Below are 18408 nucleotides of genomic sequence, written 5' to 3'. Positions count from 1 at the left end.
TCTTTCGTGTGCGCTGTCGCGTCGTCGCGTGTGCTGTCGCGAGGTCAGGCGCAGAGCTTGGGCTCGGCGCCCTGACCGAACCGGTAGTCGTAGGTCTTGCCATCGACCGAGACGACCACGCGCATGCCGTCGATCTGCGCTTGCGTGTAGGACTGACCCGGAGACGGGCAGCCGAGCGAGCCGTCGTTGAACGTCACCGCTTCGGAGGACACGAGCGCGGGGGTGCCCGTCACGCCCCGCTTCGTGAGGTCGGCGACGAGGGCGTCCCAGCGGCTCTGGGGTACGGCGATCGCCGGCCCGCTCGGGCCGATCGGTCCCGGTGTCGTCGTCTGCAGCGGCGGGCGCGTCGACGGGGAGACGCCCGGCAGCTCCGCAGCGGGATCGGTGCCGCCGGAGCTGCACGAGGTGAGGGCGAGCGCCGCCAGGGCGATCACGGTCAGGATCGGGGTTCTGCGCATGGGGGCCTCCTCGCGCCGACGGATGCGGTGTGCCGGATGAAGTGAGGGTAGGCCCTGCGCCTGCGAATGCGCGGAGAGAACGGGGAAGTCCTGCGTCGACGCGACGGCGGGAGTCGAACCCGCAACGCACCCGGTTATGAGCCGGTGCCCGGGTCCGCCCGGATCGCCGCGATGCCCCGGTGAGGGGACGCCCCCACGCTAACCCGCCGCGACCGCCGGGAACAGGTGTGTGACCTGTGGTTGCGATATGTGTCCGCGCGTGACGCGGGCGATCGTCGGGGTCACAGCGTCCGATCGAACGCGCCCTGGCGCGTGGAGACGATGTCTTTGCCGAGGGGCATGAGAGAGATCGGGATCATCTTGAAGTCCGCGATCGCCATCGGAATACCGATGATCGTGATGCACAGCGCGATGCCGCTGACCAGGTGTCCGAGCGCGAGCCACCACCCGGCGAGGATCACCCAGACGACGTTGCCGAGGAACGAGCCCACGCCCGCCGTCGGCTTCGGCACGATCGTGCGCCCGAACGGCCAGATGACGTAGCCCGCGGTGCGGAACGAGGCGATCGCCCAGGGGATCGTGATGATCGGAATGCACAGCACCACACCGGCGACCACGTAGCCGACGAACAACCAGAATCCGGCGAAGATGATCCAGACGATGTTGAGGATCGTGCGCATGCGTCCATTCTCCCGGCCGCGCGGGGCTACGCGCGACGCCGGGTCGCCGCGGCATCCCGCATGCGGTGTCAGAGCCGCGACCTAGACTTGACGGGTTATGAGCGACCCGATCAAGCCCGTCATCGTCGGCATGCCCACGGACGCCGCGCGCGGCTCGGGAGGCCGGGCCGACGAGGACCTCCTGGTCGGTCTCAACCCGCAGCAGCGAGAAGCGGTGACCTATCGCGGACAGGCGCTGCTGATCGTGGCCGGTGCGGGTTCGGGAAAGACGAGCGTGCTCACGCGCCGCATCGCATCGCTGCTGCGCGCACGCGAGGCATGGCCGAGTCAGATCCTCGCGATCACCTTCACCAACAAGGCCGCCGGCGAGATGCGCGAACGCGTGCAGCAGCTCATCGGCGACACCGCGCAGGGCATGTGGATCTCGACGTTCCACTCGGCATGCGTGCGCATCCTGCGCCGTGAGGCCGACCAGTTCGGCTTCACCAAGAGCTTCACGATCTACGACTCCGGCGACTCGCGCGCTCTCATCAAGCGACTCGTCAAGCAGTACGAGGCCGACGCGTTCGGGTTGACCCCGGCATCCGTCCAGGGGCGCATCTCGAAGCTGAAGAATGAGCTCGCGGATGCCGAGTCGTTCGCGCGCACGGCCAACATGAGCGACCCCGCCGAGCGCCTGTTCGCAGAGATCTTCGCCGACTATCAGCGTTCGCTTCAGCGCGCCAACGCGTTCGACTTCGACGACCTCATCGCGCAGACCGTCTACCTCTTCCGTGCGTTCCCGCACGTCGCCGACACCTACCGCCGACGCTTCCGCCACATCCTCGTCGACGAGTACCAGGACACCAACCACGCCCAGTACGCGCTGATCCACGAACTCACGCGGCCCATCGAAGACGTCCGTGCCCTGCTCGACGAGACCGACGGCGCGTCGCTGACCGTCGTCGGCGACTCCGACCAGTCGATCTACGCCTTCCGCGGCGCGGACATCCGCAACATCACCGAGTTCGAGCGCGACTACCCCGGCGCCAAGGTCGTGCTGCTCGAGCAGAACTACCGCTCGACGCAGAACATCCTGACCGCGGCCAACGCCGTCATCAGCAATAACTTCGACCGCAAGGACAAGAAGCTCTGGACCGACGTCGGCGCCGGAGACAAGATCGTCGGCTTCACCGGGTATTCGCAGCACGACGAGGCCCAGTTCGTCGCCGACGAGGTCGAGGCGCTCCACCGCGCCGGTCTGCCGTACGGCGAGATGGCCGTGTTCTACCGCACCAACTCGCAGTCCCGCGCGCTGGAGGAGATCTTCATCCGCGCCGCCGTGCCCTACAAGATCATGGGCGGCACGAAGTTCTACGAGCGCGCAGAGATCAAAGACGCGATGGCCTACCTCATCGCCGTCGCGAACCCCGCCGACGAGCTGAGCGTCCGCCGCATCCTGAACAAGCCCCGCCGCGGCATCGGCGACGTCACGGAGACCTCGATCGCCCGTTACGCCGCCGACCAGGACACCACCTTCCGCGATGCGCTCGCCAACGCGTCGGCGCTGGGAGTCGGCCCCAAGATCCAGGCCGCGATCGCCCAGCTCGACGCCGTGCTGGTCGAGGCGACGGCGATCATGCTGCCGGCCTCGGGCGAGGCGCCGCCGTCGACCGCCGTCGCCGAGGGTCTGACGCTGCTGCTGAACAAGAGCGGCTACCTCGATGCCCTCCGCATGTCGAAGGATCCGCAGGACGAGGCGCGTGTCGAGAACCTCGACGAGCTCGTCGCCGTCACCCGCGAGTTCGCCCGTAACAACCCCGACGGCACGATCCTCGACTTCCTTACGGAGGTGGCCCTCGTCTCGGATGCCGATGACCTCGCCGACGCCTCGGGCTCGGTATCGCTGATGACGATGCACACCGCGAAGGGCCTCGAGTACGACGCCGTGTTCGTCACCGGTGTCGAAGAAGACCTCATCCCGCATCGCATCTCCGCGGGAGAGCCGGGCGGCCCGCAAGAGGAACGCCGCCTGTTCTACGTCGCGCTCACGCGCGCCCGCAAGCGCCTGCACCTCTCGCTCGCCATGACCCGCGCCCAGTTCGGTGAGGTCTCGGTCGCGATGCCCTCACGCTTCCTGCAGGAGATCCCCCACGAGCTCATCGACTGGCGCCAGTCGCCGGGAGACATCAACGCGCGTGGTCAGGGAGGATCGCGAGCACTGAACGGACGGAGACCTGGCGGCTTCGGCGGTGGGGGCGCATCGGGCGGCTCTCGTTACGGCGACGACCTCGTTCCCCTGCCGCGGCGGGAGAAGCCCGCGGGCGACCTCGCGAAGTTCGCCAACCGCATTCCCGCGAAGGTACGCGACAACGGTGACATGGAGCTGGTGCCCGGCGATCGCATCCGCCACGAGGACTTCGGAGAGGGGCGTGTCGATCAGGTGACGGGCGAAGGCGCCAAGCGCGTGGCCCACGTGCGCTTCGACCGCGCCGGGCAGAAGAAGCTGCTCATCAAGATCGCCCCGATCGAGAAGCTGTAGTCCGGCGGTTCGCGCTGTCGAATCCGGCACGCGCGATGCGTGTTTCGGTAGCGCGAGACGGAAGGGAGCGCGCGAGGCGGATGCCGCCCCGCCGCGGGCCGGTGGCGGTCCCAGCTAGGCTCGGACCCATGGCACTCTTCTCGCGTCGCGACCGTTCCGACAAGGGCGACGGCGCCCCGGCATCCGAGGTCGAGTCCGTCGACACCGTCGCGGAGACGGACGAATCCGCCGAAGCGGCATCCGTTGCGGCCGAGGGGGTGCCGCAGGTCGGCATCTCGGTCTCCACCTTCGGCGCCGACCCGACGGCTCCGGCGCCCGCAGCGCCGACGCGCCCCGCGGCGACCGCACCGGCTCCGCGCGAGATCGTGCCCGGCCTGGTCGACAACGCCCTGCTGCAGGCGGCGCTGGCGGGCCTGTCGGCGGAGCCGCAGAACACAGAGATCATGAACGTGATGCGCCAGGCGCTGCAGGGGCAACTGTTCCTGCGGGCGCAGGGCGACGTTCAGGCGCTGATCGCTGCGGGCCAGCAGATCAACCTCGCGATCGCCTCCGTGGAGGGAGAGCGCTTCCTCCTCGCCTTCAGCGGCGGCGCCGCACTGCAGGCCAGCGTCGACTCCGAAGGCGGGGCGGCCACCTCGGTCATCGGGCAGCCCGCCATCGAGGTGCTGCGCAACGCGGTGGCCGGGGGATACGACGGCATCTACCTCGATCACGCCACCGCCGGCGCCCGCGTCATCCTGCCGAAGGAGCTCATCGCCCGCGCCGTCGAGGAGAGCGAGCCCACGTTCGAGATCAAGACGCTGCTGTCGGCGCCGCGCGATGAGAGCACGGCCGCACGCGTCGCCGACGCCCTCTCGCGCCTTCCCGTCTGGGTGGCCGGCAACAGCGACGCCGAGGGGCGCATGGGCCTCGCCGAGGCGCGCACCCCCGACGGTCAGCGCCGCATGGAGGTGTTCTCGCACCCGTTGGAGGTCGTGGCTCTCGGCCGTGGCGACAGCCCCCTGCCGGTGCAGCCCGAGCAGCTCGGCCGCGCCCTGGCATCCGAGCCCGGCCTCACCGGCGTCGTCGTCGACCCGGGCGGCCCCTGGATCGAGCTCGACCGCGACGCGCTGGCCGGTGTCATGGCGCTCGCCGGCTGACGCGCGGACTGATACTTGCGGACGGACACGCGCCGCAGGCCCCGCAGATTCGGATGAATGCAGCGGATTCGGATGCCGCGCGGCATCCGGTCCGCATCCGTTGCCGGCCACGGAATCTGTGGCGACCCGCGCGAGCGCGGGATCGCCCCCTTTCGCGACCGGCGCCCGGCCCGTAGGGTCGGGGCATGGCCTCGGAGCGCATCACCTTCGACGTCGCCGGGCGCGACGTCTCGCTCTCCAGCCCGCACCGCGTGATCTGGCCGGAGCTCGGCATCACGAAGCAGGAGCTCGCCGAGTACGTGATCGCCGTGTCCGAGCCGTTCCTGCGGGCCAACGGCCACCGCCCCGTCTCGCTCGAGCGCTTCCCCGACACCGTCGACGGCGAGCGCTTCTTCTCCAAGAACCCGCCACGCGGTGCCCCCGACTACGTCCATGAGGTGATGTGCACCTACAACAGCGGGCGCCGTCACCCTCAGGTGGTGCTCGACGAGGCCGCGGCCATCGTCTGGGCAGTGCAGATGAACACCGTCGTGTTCCACCCGTGGGCCTCGCTCGCCGCCGACACCGACAATCCCGTCGAACTGCGCATCGACCTCGACCCGCAGCCGGGCACCGACTTCGCGGATGCCGCCGCCGTCGCTCCAGTGCTGCGCGACGTGTTGCGCGAGGCCGGGCTCGAACCGTGGCTGAAGACCAGCGGCAATCGCGGCATCCACGTGTTCTGCCCCATCGAGCCGACGCACGAGTTCCTCGACGTCCGCCATGCCGTGATCGCGGCGGGGCGAGAGCTCGCACGACGGCTGCCGGATGCCGTGACGGTCGACTGGTGGAAGGAGGAGCGCGGTCGGCGCATCTTCGTCGACTTCAACCAGGCCAACCGCGATCGCACGATGGCCGGTGCCTACAGCCCGCGCGCTCTGCCGTCGGCGACGGTCGCGACGCCCATCACCTGGGCGGAGCTGGCCGAAGGCGTGGATCCGGCCGCGTTCACCGTGCGGACCGTGCCGCAGCGGCTCGCCGCGGTCGGGGATCCCTGGGAGGGACTGCAGGAGAACCCCGGACGCATCGATCTGCTGCTCGAGTGGTGGCAGCGCGACCTCGAAGCGGGTCTGGGCGAGCTGCCATTTCCCCCCGAGTTTCCCAAGATGCCGGGCGAGCCGCCGCGCGTCCAGCCCAGTCGCGCAAAGAAGGACTGATCGGGTTCACCAACCGGTCGCTCGGCGGCATCCCCTCCGTCACCGGCGACGGCTAGCGTCACCCGTGATCGCCGCTCGGGTGGCGGGACAGGAGAGCGCCGGCATGCGAACGAGGATGATCGCACGCGTCGTCGGTGCGTGCCTCGTCGTCGCCGCGGGCCTCGGCCCTATCGACATCGCGCGCGCGGCGGACGACGACTCGTCGGGCACGTCGCCGTCGAACGCGCAGATGGTGATCGCCGTCGTCGTTCCGCCGCATGAGCGCGGGCCCGCGACGCCTGCGCCCACCCCCTCCACCGTTGCGGGCGGCCCGGACGACGGTGCCGTCGACGGGCGTGCGCCCGGTGGTCGGCTCGCGCCGACGGGCGACCAGCTCGCCGGAGCGCTCGTGTTCGCCGCCGCCGCTGCCGCGCTGATCGGCGGCGGCGCTCTTCTTCGCCGCCGCGCCGCGCGCGACTGAAGCGCGTACGACGCGCTCCCGCCTCAGGCGCGCCCGTCGGAGACCGTGCGCAGCGTGGTCGTGCTCGGCGTCGCGCCGACGACCACGTCGCCGGCCGTGTCGTCGGGTGCGGGGGCCGGCTGGGCGCTCGCGAGGGCGTCGGCGACGGCGCGGGCGACCCGCTCATCCTCGTTGCGGCGTCGTGTCGCGCCGGCGCGACGCCGCCACCACAGCGCCGCCACGACGAGCGCGATCGCGATCATCGCGATGACCATCAGCAGCCACGGCACGGCGAAGCCGATCGCCTGCGTCGTGACCGGGGTGAGCCCCGTGGTGGATCCCGACGCGTCGACCACGATGGGGGTGATCGTCGCCGAGCCGATCAGGGCGAGCATGCCGGCGACACCGGGCACCGTGATCTGCACGTCGCGCGTCTCACCGGGAAGGATCTGCACCTCGGGGGCGACGTCGCCGGCATCGGTGGGAAACCAGCCGAGGGGCCCTGCGATCGTCGCGCTCTGCTGCGCGCCCATCGTCGTGTTGCCGGTGTTGTGCAGCGTGTAGCTGAGCGTGGCGGCGCCCGTGCCGAGCGACCACGTGCCACCCCAGGTCACCTGCGGGTTCTCGATCGCGAGCGAGGGTGCGAGTGCGCCCGAGACGCGCAGGCCGATGCGGATGCCGAGGCGGCGGTCGACCGAGATGCCCTGGTCGGCCGACGAGCCCAGCGAGGTCACGATGCCCCCGACGTAGTCGCCGGGGGTCGCCGTCGTGGGAACGGACACCACGAAGGGCACCGTCGTGGACTCGTTCGGCGCGACGGTGACGGTGGCCGCCGCCGCGTGCGTCCAGGCGCCGATGCCGGTGGAGCTCTCCGCGGGCGTCAGCAGGTCGAGCTGCCCGCCCGCTCCGGTGTAGCCGTCGGCGGCGTACACCGCCAGCTGCAGCGCGGCGGCGCCGTGGTTGGCGATCACGAGGGCATCGCTGACGCTCTGACCCGGGTCCACCGCATACGTGTAGGACGTGCGCTCCGCGCCGAATCCGTTCGACTCCGTGCGCACCGACCACGTCACGTCGTCCGCGCTTCCGGCGTCGTCGGCGGCGGCGTGGGCGGATGCCGCGGGAAGCGCGAGGGGCCACACCAGCGCCACCGCGGCGAGGGCCACGGCGGTCAGCGCGGAGCCGCGACGGAGTCGGAGAGAACGGAGCATCGGATTCCTTCGGAGGACGAGAGACGGGTGAGGCGCGAAAGGGGTGCGTCCCGGGACGCACCGACCGGGTGGGTCGACGCGTCCCGGGTCGCGGGACGAGCTGTTCAGTTGTCGGTGATCATCAGTTGCTGATCGCGGTGAGGGTGAGGGTGCCGCGGTAGCTGCCCTTGTCGACCTCGACCGGGATCTTCAGATCCAGGTCGGAGCCGAGCACGGCGGTGCCGCGGTCGTGGCCCTGGGCCGCCGAGCCCAGCGCCCGCGAGTCGGACAGGCCGGTGCCGCCGTCGTAGCCCGAGCCGACCGGCGCACCCGCGACCGCGCCGCCGCCGGCGGCGACGATCTTCGGGGTCCAGCCGAGGTACTTTCCGGAGAACGACTTGCTGCCGTCGGTGAAGTCGCCGACCTTCGCTGCGATCGACCAGGGGGCCACGGCGCGGCGGGTGTCGGTCACCGTGATCGGGTTGATCTGACCGGTCGCCTCGAAGTAGCTGTTGTTCTTCTCGGTGGCCGTGCCGAGGTCGACGAGGCCGTTGTGGCCGTTGATGGTCCAGCCGAACTCACCGGGAGCGGCGTCGGGCACGTCGACCTGGATGTCCTGGCCGTCGCCGTGGTTGGGGTGGATGGTCACCTCGTCCTGCACGGAGCCGACCGGCAGCGCCGCCTCGGTGCCGTTGGCGGGGCCGCACCAGACGACCTTGCGCAGCTCGACGGCGGCGTTCGGCGCGTCGCACGTGCCGGAGCGCACGTTCTGCACGACGAGGGCGTCCTTCTGCACCTGCACCTTGACGAAGGTGCGCACGTGCTCCTGGTTCTGCACCGAGTTGTACCAGTAGTTCGACGGGTTCAGCGGGTCGGCGCCGTTGCCCCGGCCAGAGGTGGCGTCGCCGGCGACGGGCGTCGTGAGGTCGTAGTACTTCGAGCCGGATGCCGAGTTCGCCGTGACGTAGACGACGCCGCCGGGACCTTCGAAGACCTCGTTCTGGCCGGGCTTCTCGTCGGCCTTGGCCTTCTCGCCGTTCTTGATCTCGTACGAGCGCGAGTAGCTGTGGTCGTGACCCTGGAGCACGAGGTCGACGCCGAGCTTGGAGAACGTGGTCGGGAAGTCGACGCGACGCGTCTTGTTGTCCTCATCCTGCGCGTGGTCGGCGGGGGAGTAGATGGCGTGGTGGTAGACGAGCACCGTGTACTTGGCCTGGGCGCCGTGCGCGTTGATGACGTCGGTCACGTACTGGATGTGCGCCGCGTCGCCGCCGCCTCCCGTGGAGGTCTTGTAGCTGTTCGAGTTGAGGTCGATGAACAGCACGTCCTTGTGGATGAACCAGTAGTCGCCGCCCGACGAGTTGGACGTCGGGTCGCCGTTGACGTAGTACTGACCGGAGCGGTCGGTGTTGGGCGTGAAGAAGTGCTGCTCGTAGGCCTTGCCGCCCACGTCGTGGTTGCCGATCGTCGCGACCCAGGGGTAGCTGCGCAGCTGCGCGGGCGCGAGGAAGCCGTCCCACTGCGCCTCGGTGTTGGCCTTGTCGACCTGGTCGCCGCCCGAGACGAGCAGCTCGGCGTTCGGGTTGGACTGCAGCGAGACGTTGACGGTGTCCACCCAGCCGGCGGTGTCCTTCGCGACGTCGCCCGACGAGCCGATCTGTGGGTCGCCGTAGAACAGGAAGTCGAAGTCGCCCTCGAAGGAGTGCGTCTGGAACGTCGTCGTGGTCGACCAGGCGCCCTCGGAGCCGACACGGTAGGAGTACTGCGTGTTCTCCTGCAGTCCCGTGATCGTCGCGTGCCGGTTGAAGCCGCCGCTGGTGGCGATGTTGGCGGTACCCGTGGCGGCGAAGGTGACGGCGGATGCCGGGAAGGCGTCACCCACGAGCGAGGCGGTGGGCGCGACCTGGACGACCTGGGCGGTGTCGGCGGAGGAGTACCAGCTCACGATGCGCTGGGTCTCGTCGGCGCCGACGCCCAGGATCACGCCGGTCAGCGTGGTCGGGGTGTCGGCGAGAGCGGGAGTCGCGACGACTCCCGCGAAAGCCGTCGCGCACAGCGTGGCGGCGGTGATCCAGGCGATCGTCCGGCGCGCAGGGCGGGGCGCTCGCGGTTCGGCGGAGTGCGGCATGGTCTGTCCGTTCGTGAAGGAGGGATGCGCGGCGAAGGCCGGTCGCAGGCGCCGCGGAGGGCGTCACCTGGACGATCCGCCTTCGCGGTGACAAGGCGGTGAACATCCCGCCCAGAAGCGGTGACGTCCCGGCGAAACTCTGAGGGTTCGCCCAGAGCCGGATCAGTCCCAGCCGAACACGCGCTGGACGAACCAGATGAGGCCGGCGAGGGTCACCGCGACGGCGAGTGCGCCGCTGGCCCACATCGCGACCCGGGGCGCGCGGCGGCGCAGCAGCACCAAGACGGGGAACACGATCGCGATCAGGCCGATCTGCACGGCCTCGATGCCGAGGTTGAACACGAGCAGCGACCACAGCAGCGTCCACGACCAGGGCTCGTCGATCCCGAGGGCGGAGGCGAAGCCGAGGCCGTGGATCAGGCCGAAGCAGAACACGACGAGCAGGCGCAGCCAGCCCGCCCGGTCGAGGCCGAGCGGGCCGGAGTCACGGGTCAGCTCCGTGGCTGCCTCGCCCTTGCGCCACAACCGGAACAGGTACCAGGCCGCGACGACCGAGATCGACAGGGCGATCGCCGGCTCGATGATGATGCTCGGAAGGCTCACCAGCTTCGTGGCGGCCAGGATGAAGGTCACCGAATGAGCGAGCGTGAACACGGTCGCCGCGAGGACGATCTCGCGGAGCTTTCGCGAGCCGGCGATGAGGGCGAGGAGGAACAGGATGTGGTCGATGCCGGTCAGGAGATGCTCCGCGCCCAGACGGAAGAACTCCACGAACCGGTCCCAGGTGCTCTGCGCCGTGGAGAACTCGGGCGCGGAGGCGTCGAGCGCGGCGGAGCCCGAGTGCAGGTCGATGTCGTAGGTCAGGATCGTCTTGGTTCCCGTGACGTAGCCCTCCTCGTCGGCGAACAGGGTGCTGCGCACGATGTGCGCCTCTCCGGCCGGGCAGGTGAGGGTGCGGGGGATGACGACGTAGGGAACACCCTCCTGCACCGTCATCGATACGGCATCCAGGGGGCTGAGCGTGCAGCCGGCGGCATCGCCGCCGCTGGTGCGGATCGTGAACCGCTCGTCGAGGTAGCGGGAGACCGTGTCGCGATGATCCGTGACCGCCTGCGCCATCGCGGTGTCGTCCCGGGCGTCGAAGGCGGCGGTGCCCGAACGGAAGAACGCATCGTCGTGCTGCGTGTCGGCTGCGGAGACCACGAGGAGGTCGTACTCCAGCTGCAGGGTCGCGACGGTTCGTCCCTGCTCGTCGCGGGAGAGGTCGGCGAACACGACCGAGCTGAAGCCGTGCGCGAGGGCGGCGGATGCCGAGGCCAAGGGGGAGAGGGCGGCGATCGCGACGGCGAGCAGGAGCACGGCGCGGAGGGAACGACGGTGAAGGGTCACGGCGTGAGCGTGCGCGTCGTCGGTGAACGGGGATTGACTCGCGCGTCAATCTTCGAGGAACGACGGTCGCCGCGTACCGCCGCCGCGGACCCGCGACGCGATGCTGGAGGAGTGCGTGTCGCCCGTTCCCGTCTCACCGTGGCCGTCGCGGTGTCCGCGGCGGTGATCGCTGCGGCATCCCTCGCCGGATGCGCTGCCGACTGGACCGCGCCACACCCCGCGCCCAGCCTGATCGCGGCCGCCGATGCCGGCTTCCTTCCGCCGACCCCCCTGGCTCCGGCGGCGACGATGACCCCGAGTCCGGGATCGTGGGTCGGGGCGCGCCCGACGGCGGGACTGCGCGTGGTCCTGCTCACGATGGGCGACGAGGCGGCGACCGTCACGATGACCGACGCGGTGCGCACGTGGGCGCGTGAGGTGGGTGCCGACCTGCGCGAGGTACGGGCCGGGAACGATCCGATTCCCGCGATCACGCAGGCCATCGACATGCACGCCGATGTCGTCATGTCGGCGGGTGACGCCCTCGTGGACCCCCTCGCGATCGTCACCGCGAGCCACCTCGACCAACCGTTCCTCGTCTTGGGCGGCGAACTGGCCGAGCCGACCCAGAACGTGCTGGCCGTCGACTGGGCCGGTGCCGGCTTCCGCGGTGAGGATCTCGGTCAGGCCGCCCACCACGATCCGGCGAGCTTCACGCCCGAGCGCTGCAGCAACGCCGTCGCCGCCGGGGTCGCCGCGCTGCTCAGCGGGCAGAACGGCGTCGTCGTCTGGATTCCCTGACGCCGTCCCTCAGACGCTGGCGATCGCCTCGCGGCGGTGCGGGCGGGCCCACCTCGCCGGGGTGTGCGGTCCGTCCCACACCTGCACGATCCCCCACGCGACCGCGGTGATCGGCACGGCGAGCACGGCCCCGACGATGCCGCCCAGCACGGTGCCGGCGGTCAGGGCGATGAGGATGACGAAGGCGTGCAGCTGCATGGAGCGTCCCATGAGCACCGGCTGCAGCAGGTTGCCCTCGAGCTGGTTGACGAGCACGACCACGCCCACCACGAGCAGCGCCACGACCCACCCGTTGGCCACGAGGGCGACCAGTGCGGCGAGGATGCCGGCGAGGGTCGCCCCGACGATCGGGATGAACGCGAGCAGGAACACCAGCACCGCCAGCGGCACGGCCAGCGGCACCTGCAGGATCAGCAGGCCGATCAGGATGCCGACGGCATCCACGGCGGCCACGGTCGCCGTGCCGCGCACGTACGAGCCGAGCACCGTCACCGTCTTGTCGCCGACGCGCAGGGCCCGCTCGTAGGGCTCACCGCGGAACGGCCGCAGCAGGAACGCCCACATCTGCGGGCCGTCCTTGAGGAAGAAGAAGAGCATCACGATCATCAGCACCAGGCCGGTGATGAAGTTGGCCACGGCGCTGACGCCGGCGAGAGCGCCGCTGCCGAACTGCGCGCTCGTCACGAAATCGGTGAGGGCTTTCAGCCACTCGTCGATCTGGGCGTGATCGATCTGGAAGGGCAGGGTGCCCGCCCAGGCCATCAGATCGGTGAAACCGCCCTGTGCCTGCGTCGCCAGCTCGTCCCACTGGTCGCGCACCGCCCAGACGATCAGCCAGCCCACCGCGGTGAGCACGAGGGCGATGGCGAACAGGGTGATCAGCGTCGCCACGAGGGAGGGGATGCCGCGCCCGCGCAGCCAGGCCATGAGCGGCGCGAACGCCGAGGCCAGGATCAGCGCGATCACGAGCGGGATCGTCACGACGGTCAGCTGGCGGATGCCCCAGATGATCCCCGCGGCGAGGGCCACGACCACGATGATCTGCACCGCCCGGATCGCGAGGGCGCCGAAGGTGTCGGCCCAGAGGCTCCACGGTCTGCCCACGGCGCGCACGTGGACGCCGTCCGTGCCGTGCTGGTCGATGCGGACGGTGCGGTCGCGGAACAGTCCCATGCCTCGACCGTAGACGACGCGTCGCCTCCGCGTCGGTCACCGGGCCGGACGCGACCACTCCCGCTCGGTGAGCACGCGCGCCACGGTCAGGCCGATCGCGAGCGCCACGACGACGAACAGCGCGGTCGTCGCATTCTGGATCGCCGCCACCGTGTCGCCGCCGATGACACCGGCGATCGAGCGGTATGCGGCCGCCCCCGGAACCATGATGAGAACGGCCGGTACGGTCAGGGTCACGCGCGCGGCGCGCAGCCGATCGCCGAACAGGTAGGCGCCCAGGCCCACGGCGAGGGCAGCGGCAGCCGCGGCGACGGCGGGATTGACGTGGGCGTCGACGAGCGCCAGGCGCCCGACGTTCGCCACGGCGCCCAGGCTCGATGCGGTCAGCGCGATCGCCCACGGCGTGCCGAACAGCAGGGCGAAGCCGAGCACGCCGACGAAGCCCGCGGCGAGTCGGACGAGCGACAGGAGAGGCTCGGCGAACTCGGGCGCGGCGACCTGGGTCACGGTCGCGTCGAAGACGGTCGCGACTCCCCAGACGGCGGTGCCCGTCGCCAGCAGCACCAGGACGGCATAGGTGACCCGGGCGATGCCGGCGTTCAGATCGAGGCGGGCGAGGTCGAGGGCGCCGGTCACGAGCGGGAAGCCGGGAACGAGGTAGAGCACGGCGCTGGTCAGTGCCGCGTCGTGCTGCCCGCCGGGCACGCCGAAGGCGACGAACACCTGCGCGGCGGCGAGGTAGACGAGCAGCGCCGTCATCGCCGAGGCGAACACCAGCAGGAACTCGTTCGTCCGGAGGCGATGGATGAGCATCCGCACCCACTGACCGGCCGCGGCGGCGATCCCGACGGCGACGAACTCCTGCCACCCGCCGTTGTTCAGCAGCGCGAAGGCTGCACACGCCAGCGCCGCCGCGAGCACGCGCGTCAGATCCGAGTAGCGCCGCGGCATGCGCTCGATCTCACGCAGCGCCCCCTGCAGCTGTACCGGGGTCGTCCCCGGTTGCAGACGCGCCGTCAGCCGTTTGAGCGCCGTCATGCGGTCGGCGTCGACGGTCGGACGGGGAACCTCCGCCACGCGCGTGCGAAACATCTGACCGCGCCCGGCCGTGAGCACGATGTCGGTCATGCCCACCCGGCAGTGCACGTCGTCGATGCCGACCGCCTCGGCGGCACGCACCATGCTGTCGCGTACCCGCGCGGACGACGCGCCCGCGCCGAGCATGAGCGAGCCCAGCCGCAGCACCGCGTCGGTACGCGCGATGAACTGCACCGGTTCGAGTGCGAGCTCCTGCGTCACCGTGGGTTCCGAGGGCTCGGACGGCGCAGCGGACGGCTCGTCGGGCGGGGCGGGGACCATGGTCCGATCCTCGCACCGGCGCCGCCGCAGGGCGAGGATCGCGAGCCGGAACAACGGATGCCGATATTCACGGTCGCCGACCGATCAGCGGTTCTTCGCGCGCCCGTAGGCTCGGCATCACGGAGGAGGGGAGAGCGCCCCTCACCATCCGCACCAACGGATCGCATGTCCGGCCGCCGGAACCCGGCGCCGATGCGAGCGTGGGCGGGAGAGCCGGATCCGGCCCGTGCGGTGCTGCGCGGGTCGGATCCGTGCGCCGCGGTTTCAGTCCAGGACGTCCGCCAGGTCGTATGCGCGCACCTGTTCCAGCTGGGCGAAGGTGCACGAGCGCGGGTCGCGGTCGGGCCGCCACCGCTCGAACTGCACCGTGTGGCGAAAGCGTGCGCCCTCGAGCTGGTCGTAGCGCACCTCGAGCACGCGCTCCGGCCGCAGCCGGACGAACGAGGTGTCCTTCGTCGCCGAGAAGCGCGAACGGTCGGTCTGTCCGGTCACGGCGGTGCCCTCGGCATCCGTGACGACGAGAGGCGCCAGCTCGTCGACGAGCTCCCGTCTGCGCACATCGCTGAAGGCCGACGCTCCGCCGACGTTGCGGAGATCGCCGTTCTCGTCGTACAGCCCCAGCAGCAGCGAGCCGACACCGTGGCCGCTCTTGTGCACGCGGTAGCCGAGCAGCACGACGTCGGCCGTGCGGGCGTGTTTGATCTTGAACATCGTCCGCTTTCCGGGCGCGTAGGGCAGGGCGAGCGGTTTGGCGATCACCCCGTCCAGCCCGGCGCCTTCGAAGCGGGCGAGCCACTGCGTCGCCAGGTCGTGGTCACCCGTCGTGCGCGTCACGTGCACCGGGGCGGGGACCGTCCGCAGGAGGTCTTCGAGTTCTGCGCGGCGCGTCGAGAACGGCTCCTGCTGGAGATCGCGCTCGCCGCGGGCGAGGAGGTCGAAGGCGATGAACATCGCGGGCGTCTCACTGCTCAGCAGGGCGATGCGGGAGGCGGCGGGGTGGATGCGCTGTGACAGCGCCTCCCATGACAGCCGCCGACGCCCGTCGGATCCGGCGAGCGCCACGACGATCTCCCCGTCGAGCAGGCATGGCTCGGGCAGCAGGGCGGTGCACGCGGCGACGAGTTCGGGGAAGTAGCGGGTGAGCGGCTTCGCGCCGCGCGAGCCGATCTCGACGTCGGTGCCGTCCCACGACAGCAGGGCGCGAAATCCGTCCCATTTCGGCTCGAACGCGAGGCCCCCGGGGGTGCGGGCGGGGTCGGGAACGGCGCTGACGGCCTTCGCCAGCATCGGTGCGGGGATGTCGAACGGCATGGCTCTCATCATGACGGCGGGGGCACGCGGGCGACAGGGGACATCCGACGACTCGCGATGAGACTGAGTATCACTTATGATGGTCCGCAGTCTCATTCGCATTCTTCATCGGGATCGATCACCGAGACGCCGCGAGCATCCGAGGAGTTCCCATGGCCGCTGAGTACCAGGCCCCCACCGCCGACTACGCCTTCCTGTTCGGCGAGGCGTTCGGTCTCGACATCGTCGCCCGGGCGACCGGCGGCGAGCTCACCGCCGCCGACGGCGCCGACGTGATCGCCGGAGCCGGTGAGTTCGCGGCATCCGTCCTCGCGCCGCTGCAGAGCATCGGCGATCGCGAGGGCGCTCGCCTCGTCGACGGCCAGGTGCGTCTGCCCGACGGGTTCGCCGAGGCCTACGCCGCGTTCGTGGAGGCGGGGTGGATCAGCGCCGAAGCACCGGTCTCGGCCGGCGGCGACGGACTCCCCGGGGCGATTCGGGCCGGCCTCGGCGAGATCTGGAACGCCTCGAACGCCGCGTTCGCGCTGTGCTGGCTGCTCACCGCGGGGCAGATCCACGCGCTGGATGCCGCGGCATCCGATGAGATCCGTGAGACGTACCTGACGAAGCTGGTCTCGGGCGAGTGGACGGGCACGATGAACCTCACCGAACCGGCGGCGGGCACCGACCTCGGCGCCATCCGCACGATCGCCACGCCCCGCGGCGACGGCACCTACGCCATCCGCGGTCAGAAGATCTTCATCACGTGGGGCGACCACGACGTCGCCGAGAACATCGTCCACCTCGTCCTCGCCCGCACTCCCGGTGCCCCCGAGGGAGCCAAGGGGCTGTCGCTCTTCGTGGCTCCGAAGCACCTCGTCAACCCGGACGGCTCGCTCGGCGAGCGCAACGCCGTCACCACCGTCGCGGTCGAGCACAAGCTCGGCATCCACGGCAGCCCCACGTGCGTGCTCTCCTACGAGGACGCCACCGGGTACCTCGTCGGCGAGGTCGGCGGGGGACTGGCCGGCATGTTCGTGATGATGAACTCCGCCCGCATCGCGATGGGGTTCCAGGCGACCGGAATCGCCGACAGGGCGCTGCAGCAGGCCACGGCCTATGCCGCCGATCGGGTACAGGGACGCGTCCTCGGCCGCGAGGGCACCGCCCCGATCGCGGAGCACCCCGACGTGCGCCGGCTGCTGCTGTCGATGCGCAGCGAGGTGTACGCGATGCGGGCGCTGGGCGTCTACGTCGCCGACCTCTTCGACCGTGCCGAGCAGACCGACGATGCCGCGGTACTCGCGATGGCCGAGTTCTTCGTGCCGATCCTGAAGGGCTGGTCGACGGAGGATGCCGTGGCGTTGACGAGCGACGCCATCCAGGTGCACGGGGGCATGGGCTTCATCGAGGAGACCGGTGCGGCTCAGCACTACCGCGACGCCCGCATCATGCCGATCTACGAAGGCACCACCGCGATCCAGTCCAACGACCTCATCGATCGCAAGGTCATCCGCAACCAGGGGGCCACCGCCGAGGCGCTCTTCGCCGACATCGAACGCACCGTCGAGGCCCTGCGCTCCGCCGGCGGCGAGGTCGCCGCGCGCACCGCCGACCGTCTCGAGCGAGCCCTGGCCGCCGCCCGCCGCGCCACCGCGGCGATGGTCGCGTTCGGCTCTTCGCCGCGCGACGCCCACGCCGTGAGCGTGCCCTACCTCATGCTCCTCGGCGTCCTGGCCGGTGGCTGGATGCACGCGCTCGCGGTGGTCGCCGTCGCGGCGCACGAGAGTGCGCACGAGGCGGATGCCGCGCGTCTCACGGCCGCCGACTTCTACGGAGCCCACCACCTGCCGCGCGTGCACGCGCTCGCCGAGACGGTGGCCTCCGGCGAGACCGTCTGAGCCGCCACCCGGCGCTTCGCCCTCCGGGCGTCGAGCGAGTGCAGCGAGTCGAAACGCCGCGCGCTCAGAGCTCGTCGCGCAGGCGCCGCACGACCTCGGCCATCGGCATCCGACGGGGGAAGGTCGCCACGACGACATCGTCGTTCTGCGCCTGCTCGCCGTCGGGGTGCACACCGAAGCGGTGCATGAGCTCGTCGTAGGCGTCGGTCAGCACCGACTCGGGGATGTCCTCGGTGCCCCGCAGCAGACGGCGCAGCACGTGGTTGTGCACCGCCGTCACGGCGGCAGAGAACGCCACGGCGTCGATCGGATCGAGACCCGGGAGGGCCGAGCGCAGGTAGTCGTCGAACAGCCGCTCGTACTGGAAGACCGTGACGATCTCGCGGTCGCGCAGCGCCGGGACCTGGCGCACCACGGCGTAGCGTCGACGGGCGAGTTCGGGCTCGGCGGCGAAGTGGCGGAACACGTCGACCGAGGCCGCACACGCCGCCGCCCACGGGTTTCGGCCCAGGCCATCGCCGCTCGTCAGCTTCTGGCGCAGGTGCGCGAGCAGCACGTCGTGATCGCTGAAGACGACGTCGTCCTTACCGCCGAACTGACGGAAGAAGGTCGATCGCGACACTCCCGCCGCCTGCGCGATCTGCTCCACCGACGTCGCTTCGAAGCCCTGAGCGGCGAAGAGATCCAGCGCAGCGGCGACGACGGCGTTGCGGGCGGAGGTGGGTGCGGCGTCGGTCATGCCCGTGAGCCTAACGCCCCGCCGAGCGC

At 70.7% G+C, this 18408-nt stretch carries 15 protein-coding genes and 1 tRNA gene; 6 read left to right on the top strand and 10 right to left on the bottom strand.

Annotation, left to right across the window (positions count from 1 at the left end):
- Positions 1 to 44 precede the first annotated feature (44 nt).
- The 3 genes from ACT53O_RS02165 to ACT53O_RS02155 form a co-directional block, all read right to left on the bottom strand.
- Complete coding sequence (locus tag ACT53O_RS02165) at positions 45 to 458, bottom strand: hypothetical protein (protein WP_112932477.1); 414 nt, start codon at positions 456 to 458, stop codon at positions 45 to 47.
- 98 nt (positions 459 to 556) lie between these two features.
- A tRNA-Met gene (locus ACT53O_RS02160) sits at positions 557 to 629 on the bottom strand.
- A gap of 110 nt (positions 630 to 739) precedes the next feature.
- Entirely contained in the window at positions 740 to 1138 is a 399-nt protein-coding gene (locus ACT53O_RS02155) for a YccF domain-containing protein (RefSeq protein WP_016463491.1), read from the bottom strand.
- A 97-nt stretch (positions 1139 to 1235) separates the two neighbouring features.
- Here ACT53O_RS02155 and ACT53O_RS02150 point away from each other — a divergent pair, with 97 nt between their 5' ends.
- The 4 genes from ACT53O_RS02150 to ACT53O_RS02135 all read left to right on the top strand — a co-directional run bounded on the left by ACT53O_RS02150 (position 1236) and on the right by ACT53O_RS02135 (position 6454).
- The gene (locus ACT53O_RS02150; RefSeq protein WP_476151187.1) at positions 1236 to 3659 is read left to right on the top strand and encodes an ATP-dependent helicase; all 2424 of its coding nucleotides are present in this window, start codon (positions 1236 to 1238) and stop codon (positions 3657 to 3659) included.
- Positions 3660 to 3787: 128 nt separating this feature from the next.
- Positions 3788 to 4798 (top strand): SseB family protein, encoded by a 1011-nt coding sequence (locus tag ACT53O_RS02145; RefSeq protein ID WP_476151186.1) that lies wholly within the window; start codon positions 3788 to 3790, stop codon positions 4796 to 4798.
- Positions 4799 to 4983: 185 nt separating this feature from the next.
- Positions 4984 to 5994, top strand: coding sequence for a non-homologous end-joining DNA ligase (gene ligD, locus ACT53O_RS02140; protein WP_476151185.1), 1011 nt, complete (start codon positions 4984 to 4986; stop codon positions 5992 to 5994).
- Between the two features lie 64 nt (positions 5995 to 6058).
- The gene (locus ACT53O_RS02135; protein ID WP_476151183.1) at positions 6059 to 6454 is read left to right on the top strand and encodes a hypothetical protein; all 396 of its coding nucleotides are present in this window, start codon (positions 6059 to 6061) and stop codon (positions 6452 to 6454) included.
- Positions 6455 to 6477: 23 nt separating this feature from the next.
- Here ACT53O_RS02135 and ACT53O_RS02130 read toward each other — a convergent pair whose 3' ends face one another.
- From ACT53O_RS02130 to ACT53O_RS02120, 3 genes are all read right to left on the bottom strand, one after another.
- The gene (locus tag ACT53O_RS02130) at positions 6478 to 7641 is read right to left on the bottom strand and encodes a WxL protein peptidoglycan domain-containing protein (protein WP_476151181.1); all 1164 of its coding nucleotides are present in this window, start codon (positions 7639 to 7641) and stop codon (positions 6478 to 6480) included.
- Positions 7642 to 7762: 121 nt separating this feature from the next.
- Complete coding sequence (locus tag ACT53O_RS02125) at positions 7763 to 9748, bottom strand: purple acid phosphatase family protein (RefSeq protein ID WP_476151179.1); 1986 nt, start codon at positions 9746 to 9748, stop codon at positions 7763 to 7765.
- Positions 9749 to 9910: 162 nt separating this feature from the next.
- Positions 9911 to 11137: a HupE/UreJ family protein gene (locus tag ACT53O_RS02120; protein ID WP_433720450.1), complete on the bottom strand. Its 1227-nt coding sequence runs from the start codon at positions 11135 to 11137 to the stop codon at positions 9911 to 9913.
- Between the two features lie 111 nt (positions 11138 to 11248).
- Here ACT53O_RS02120 and ACT53O_RS02115 point away from each other — a divergent pair, with 111 nt between their 5' ends.
- Positions 11249 to 11917 carry a hypothetical protein gene (locus tag ACT53O_RS02115; RefSeq protein ID WP_294979366.1) on the top strand — a complete coding sequence of 223 codons (669 nt, stop codon included), beginning with the start codon at positions 11249 to 11251 and terminating at the stop codon, positions 11915 to 11917.
- Between the two features lie 9 nt (positions 11918 to 11926).
- Here ACT53O_RS02115 and ACT53O_RS02110 read toward each other — a convergent pair whose 3' ends face one another.
- The 3 genes from ACT53O_RS02110 to ACT53O_RS02100 form a co-directional block, all read right to left on the bottom strand.
- A complete protein-coding gene (locus tag ACT53O_RS02110; RefSeq protein ID WP_433720454.1) occupies positions 11927 to 13090 on the bottom strand; it encodes an AI-2E family transporter in 1164 nt (387 codons plus the stop codon).
- A gap of 36 nt (positions 13091 to 13126) precedes the next feature.
- Positions 13127 to 14449, bottom strand: coding sequence for a threonine/serine exporter family protein (locus tag ACT53O_RS02105; RefSeq protein ID WP_135948516.1), 1323 nt, complete (start codon positions 14447 to 14449; stop codon positions 13127 to 13129).
- A 264-nt stretch (positions 14450 to 14713) separates the two neighbouring features.
- Entirely contained in the window at positions 14714 to 15760 is a 1047-nt protein-coding gene (locus tag ACT53O_RS02100; protein WP_036316332.1) for an ATP-dependent DNA ligase, read from the bottom strand.
- A 152-nt stretch (positions 15761 to 15912) separates the two neighbouring features.
- Between ACT53O_RS02100 and ACT53O_RS02095 the strand changes: the two genes are divergently transcribed.
- Entirely contained in the window at positions 15913 to 17640 is a 1728-nt protein-coding gene (locus tag ACT53O_RS02095; RefSeq protein ID WP_476151177.1) for an acyl-CoA dehydrogenase, read from the top strand.
- A gap of 64 nt (positions 17641 to 17704) precedes the next feature.
- On the opposite strand, the gene ACT53O_RS02090 is transcribed toward ACT53O_RS02095, so the two are convergent.
- Positions 17705 to 18379 carry a TetR/AcrR family transcriptional regulator gene (locus ACT53O_RS02090; protein ID WP_036316337.1) on the bottom strand — a complete coding sequence of 225 codons (675 nt, stop codon included), beginning with the start codon at positions 18377 to 18379 and terminating at the stop codon, positions 17705 to 17707.
- Positions 18380 to 18408: the final 29 nt, after the last annotated feature.

The organism is Microbacterium sp. DMC48, assembly GCF_056313825.1.
Note: the sequence above shows the minus strand (reverse complement) of the source record. Positions and strands in the feature narration are given on the sequence as shown.

Coding starts and splice junctions, on each gene's coding strand:
- ACT53O_RS02165 (WP_112932477.1), bottom strand. CDS start 458: ATGCGCAGAACCCCGATCCTGACCGTGATCGCCCTGGCGGCGCTCGCC.
- ACT53O_RS02155 (WP_016463491.1), bottom strand. CDS start 1,138: ATGCGCACGATCCTCAACATCGTCTGGATCATCTTCGCCGGATTCTGG.
- ACT53O_RS02150 (WP_476151187.1), top strand. CDS start 1,236: ATGAGCGACCCGATCAAGCCCGTCATCGTCGGCATGCCCACGGACGCC.
- ACT53O_RS02145 (WP_476151186.1), top strand. CDS start 3,788: ATGGCACTCTTCTCGCGTCGCGACCGTTCCGACAAGGGCGACGGCGCC.
- ligD (WP_476151185.1), top strand. CDS start 4,984: ATGGCCTCGGAGCGCATCACCTTCGACGTCGCCGGGCGCGACGTCTCG.
- ACT53O_RS02130 (WP_476151181.1), bottom strand. CDS start 7,641: ATGCTCCGTTCTCTCCGACTCCGTCGCGGCTCCGCGCTGACCGCCGTG.
- ACT53O_RS02125 (WP_476151179.1), bottom strand. CDS start 9,748: ATGCCGCACTCCGCCGAACCGCGAGCGCCCCGCCCTGCGCGCCGGACG.
- ACT53O_RS02110 (WP_433720454.1), bottom strand. CDS start 13,090: ATGGGACTGTTCCGCGACCGCACCGTCCGCATCGACCAGCACGGCACG.
- ACT53O_RS02105 (WP_135948516.1), bottom strand. CDS start 14,449: ATGGTCCCCGCCCCGCCCGACGAGCCGTCCGCTGCGCCGTCCGAGCCC.
- ACT53O_RS02100 (WP_036316332.1), bottom strand. CDS start 15,760: ATGCCGTTCGACATCCCCGCACCGATGCTGGCGAAGGCCGTCAGCGCC.
- ACT53O_RS02095 (WP_476151177.1), top strand. CDS start 15,913: ATGGCCGCTGAGTACCAGGCCCCCACCGCCGACTACGCCTTCCTGTTC.
- ACT53O_RS02090 (WP_036316337.1), bottom strand. CDS start 18,379: ATGACCGACGCCGCACCCACCTCCGCCCGCAACGCCGTCGTCGCCGCT.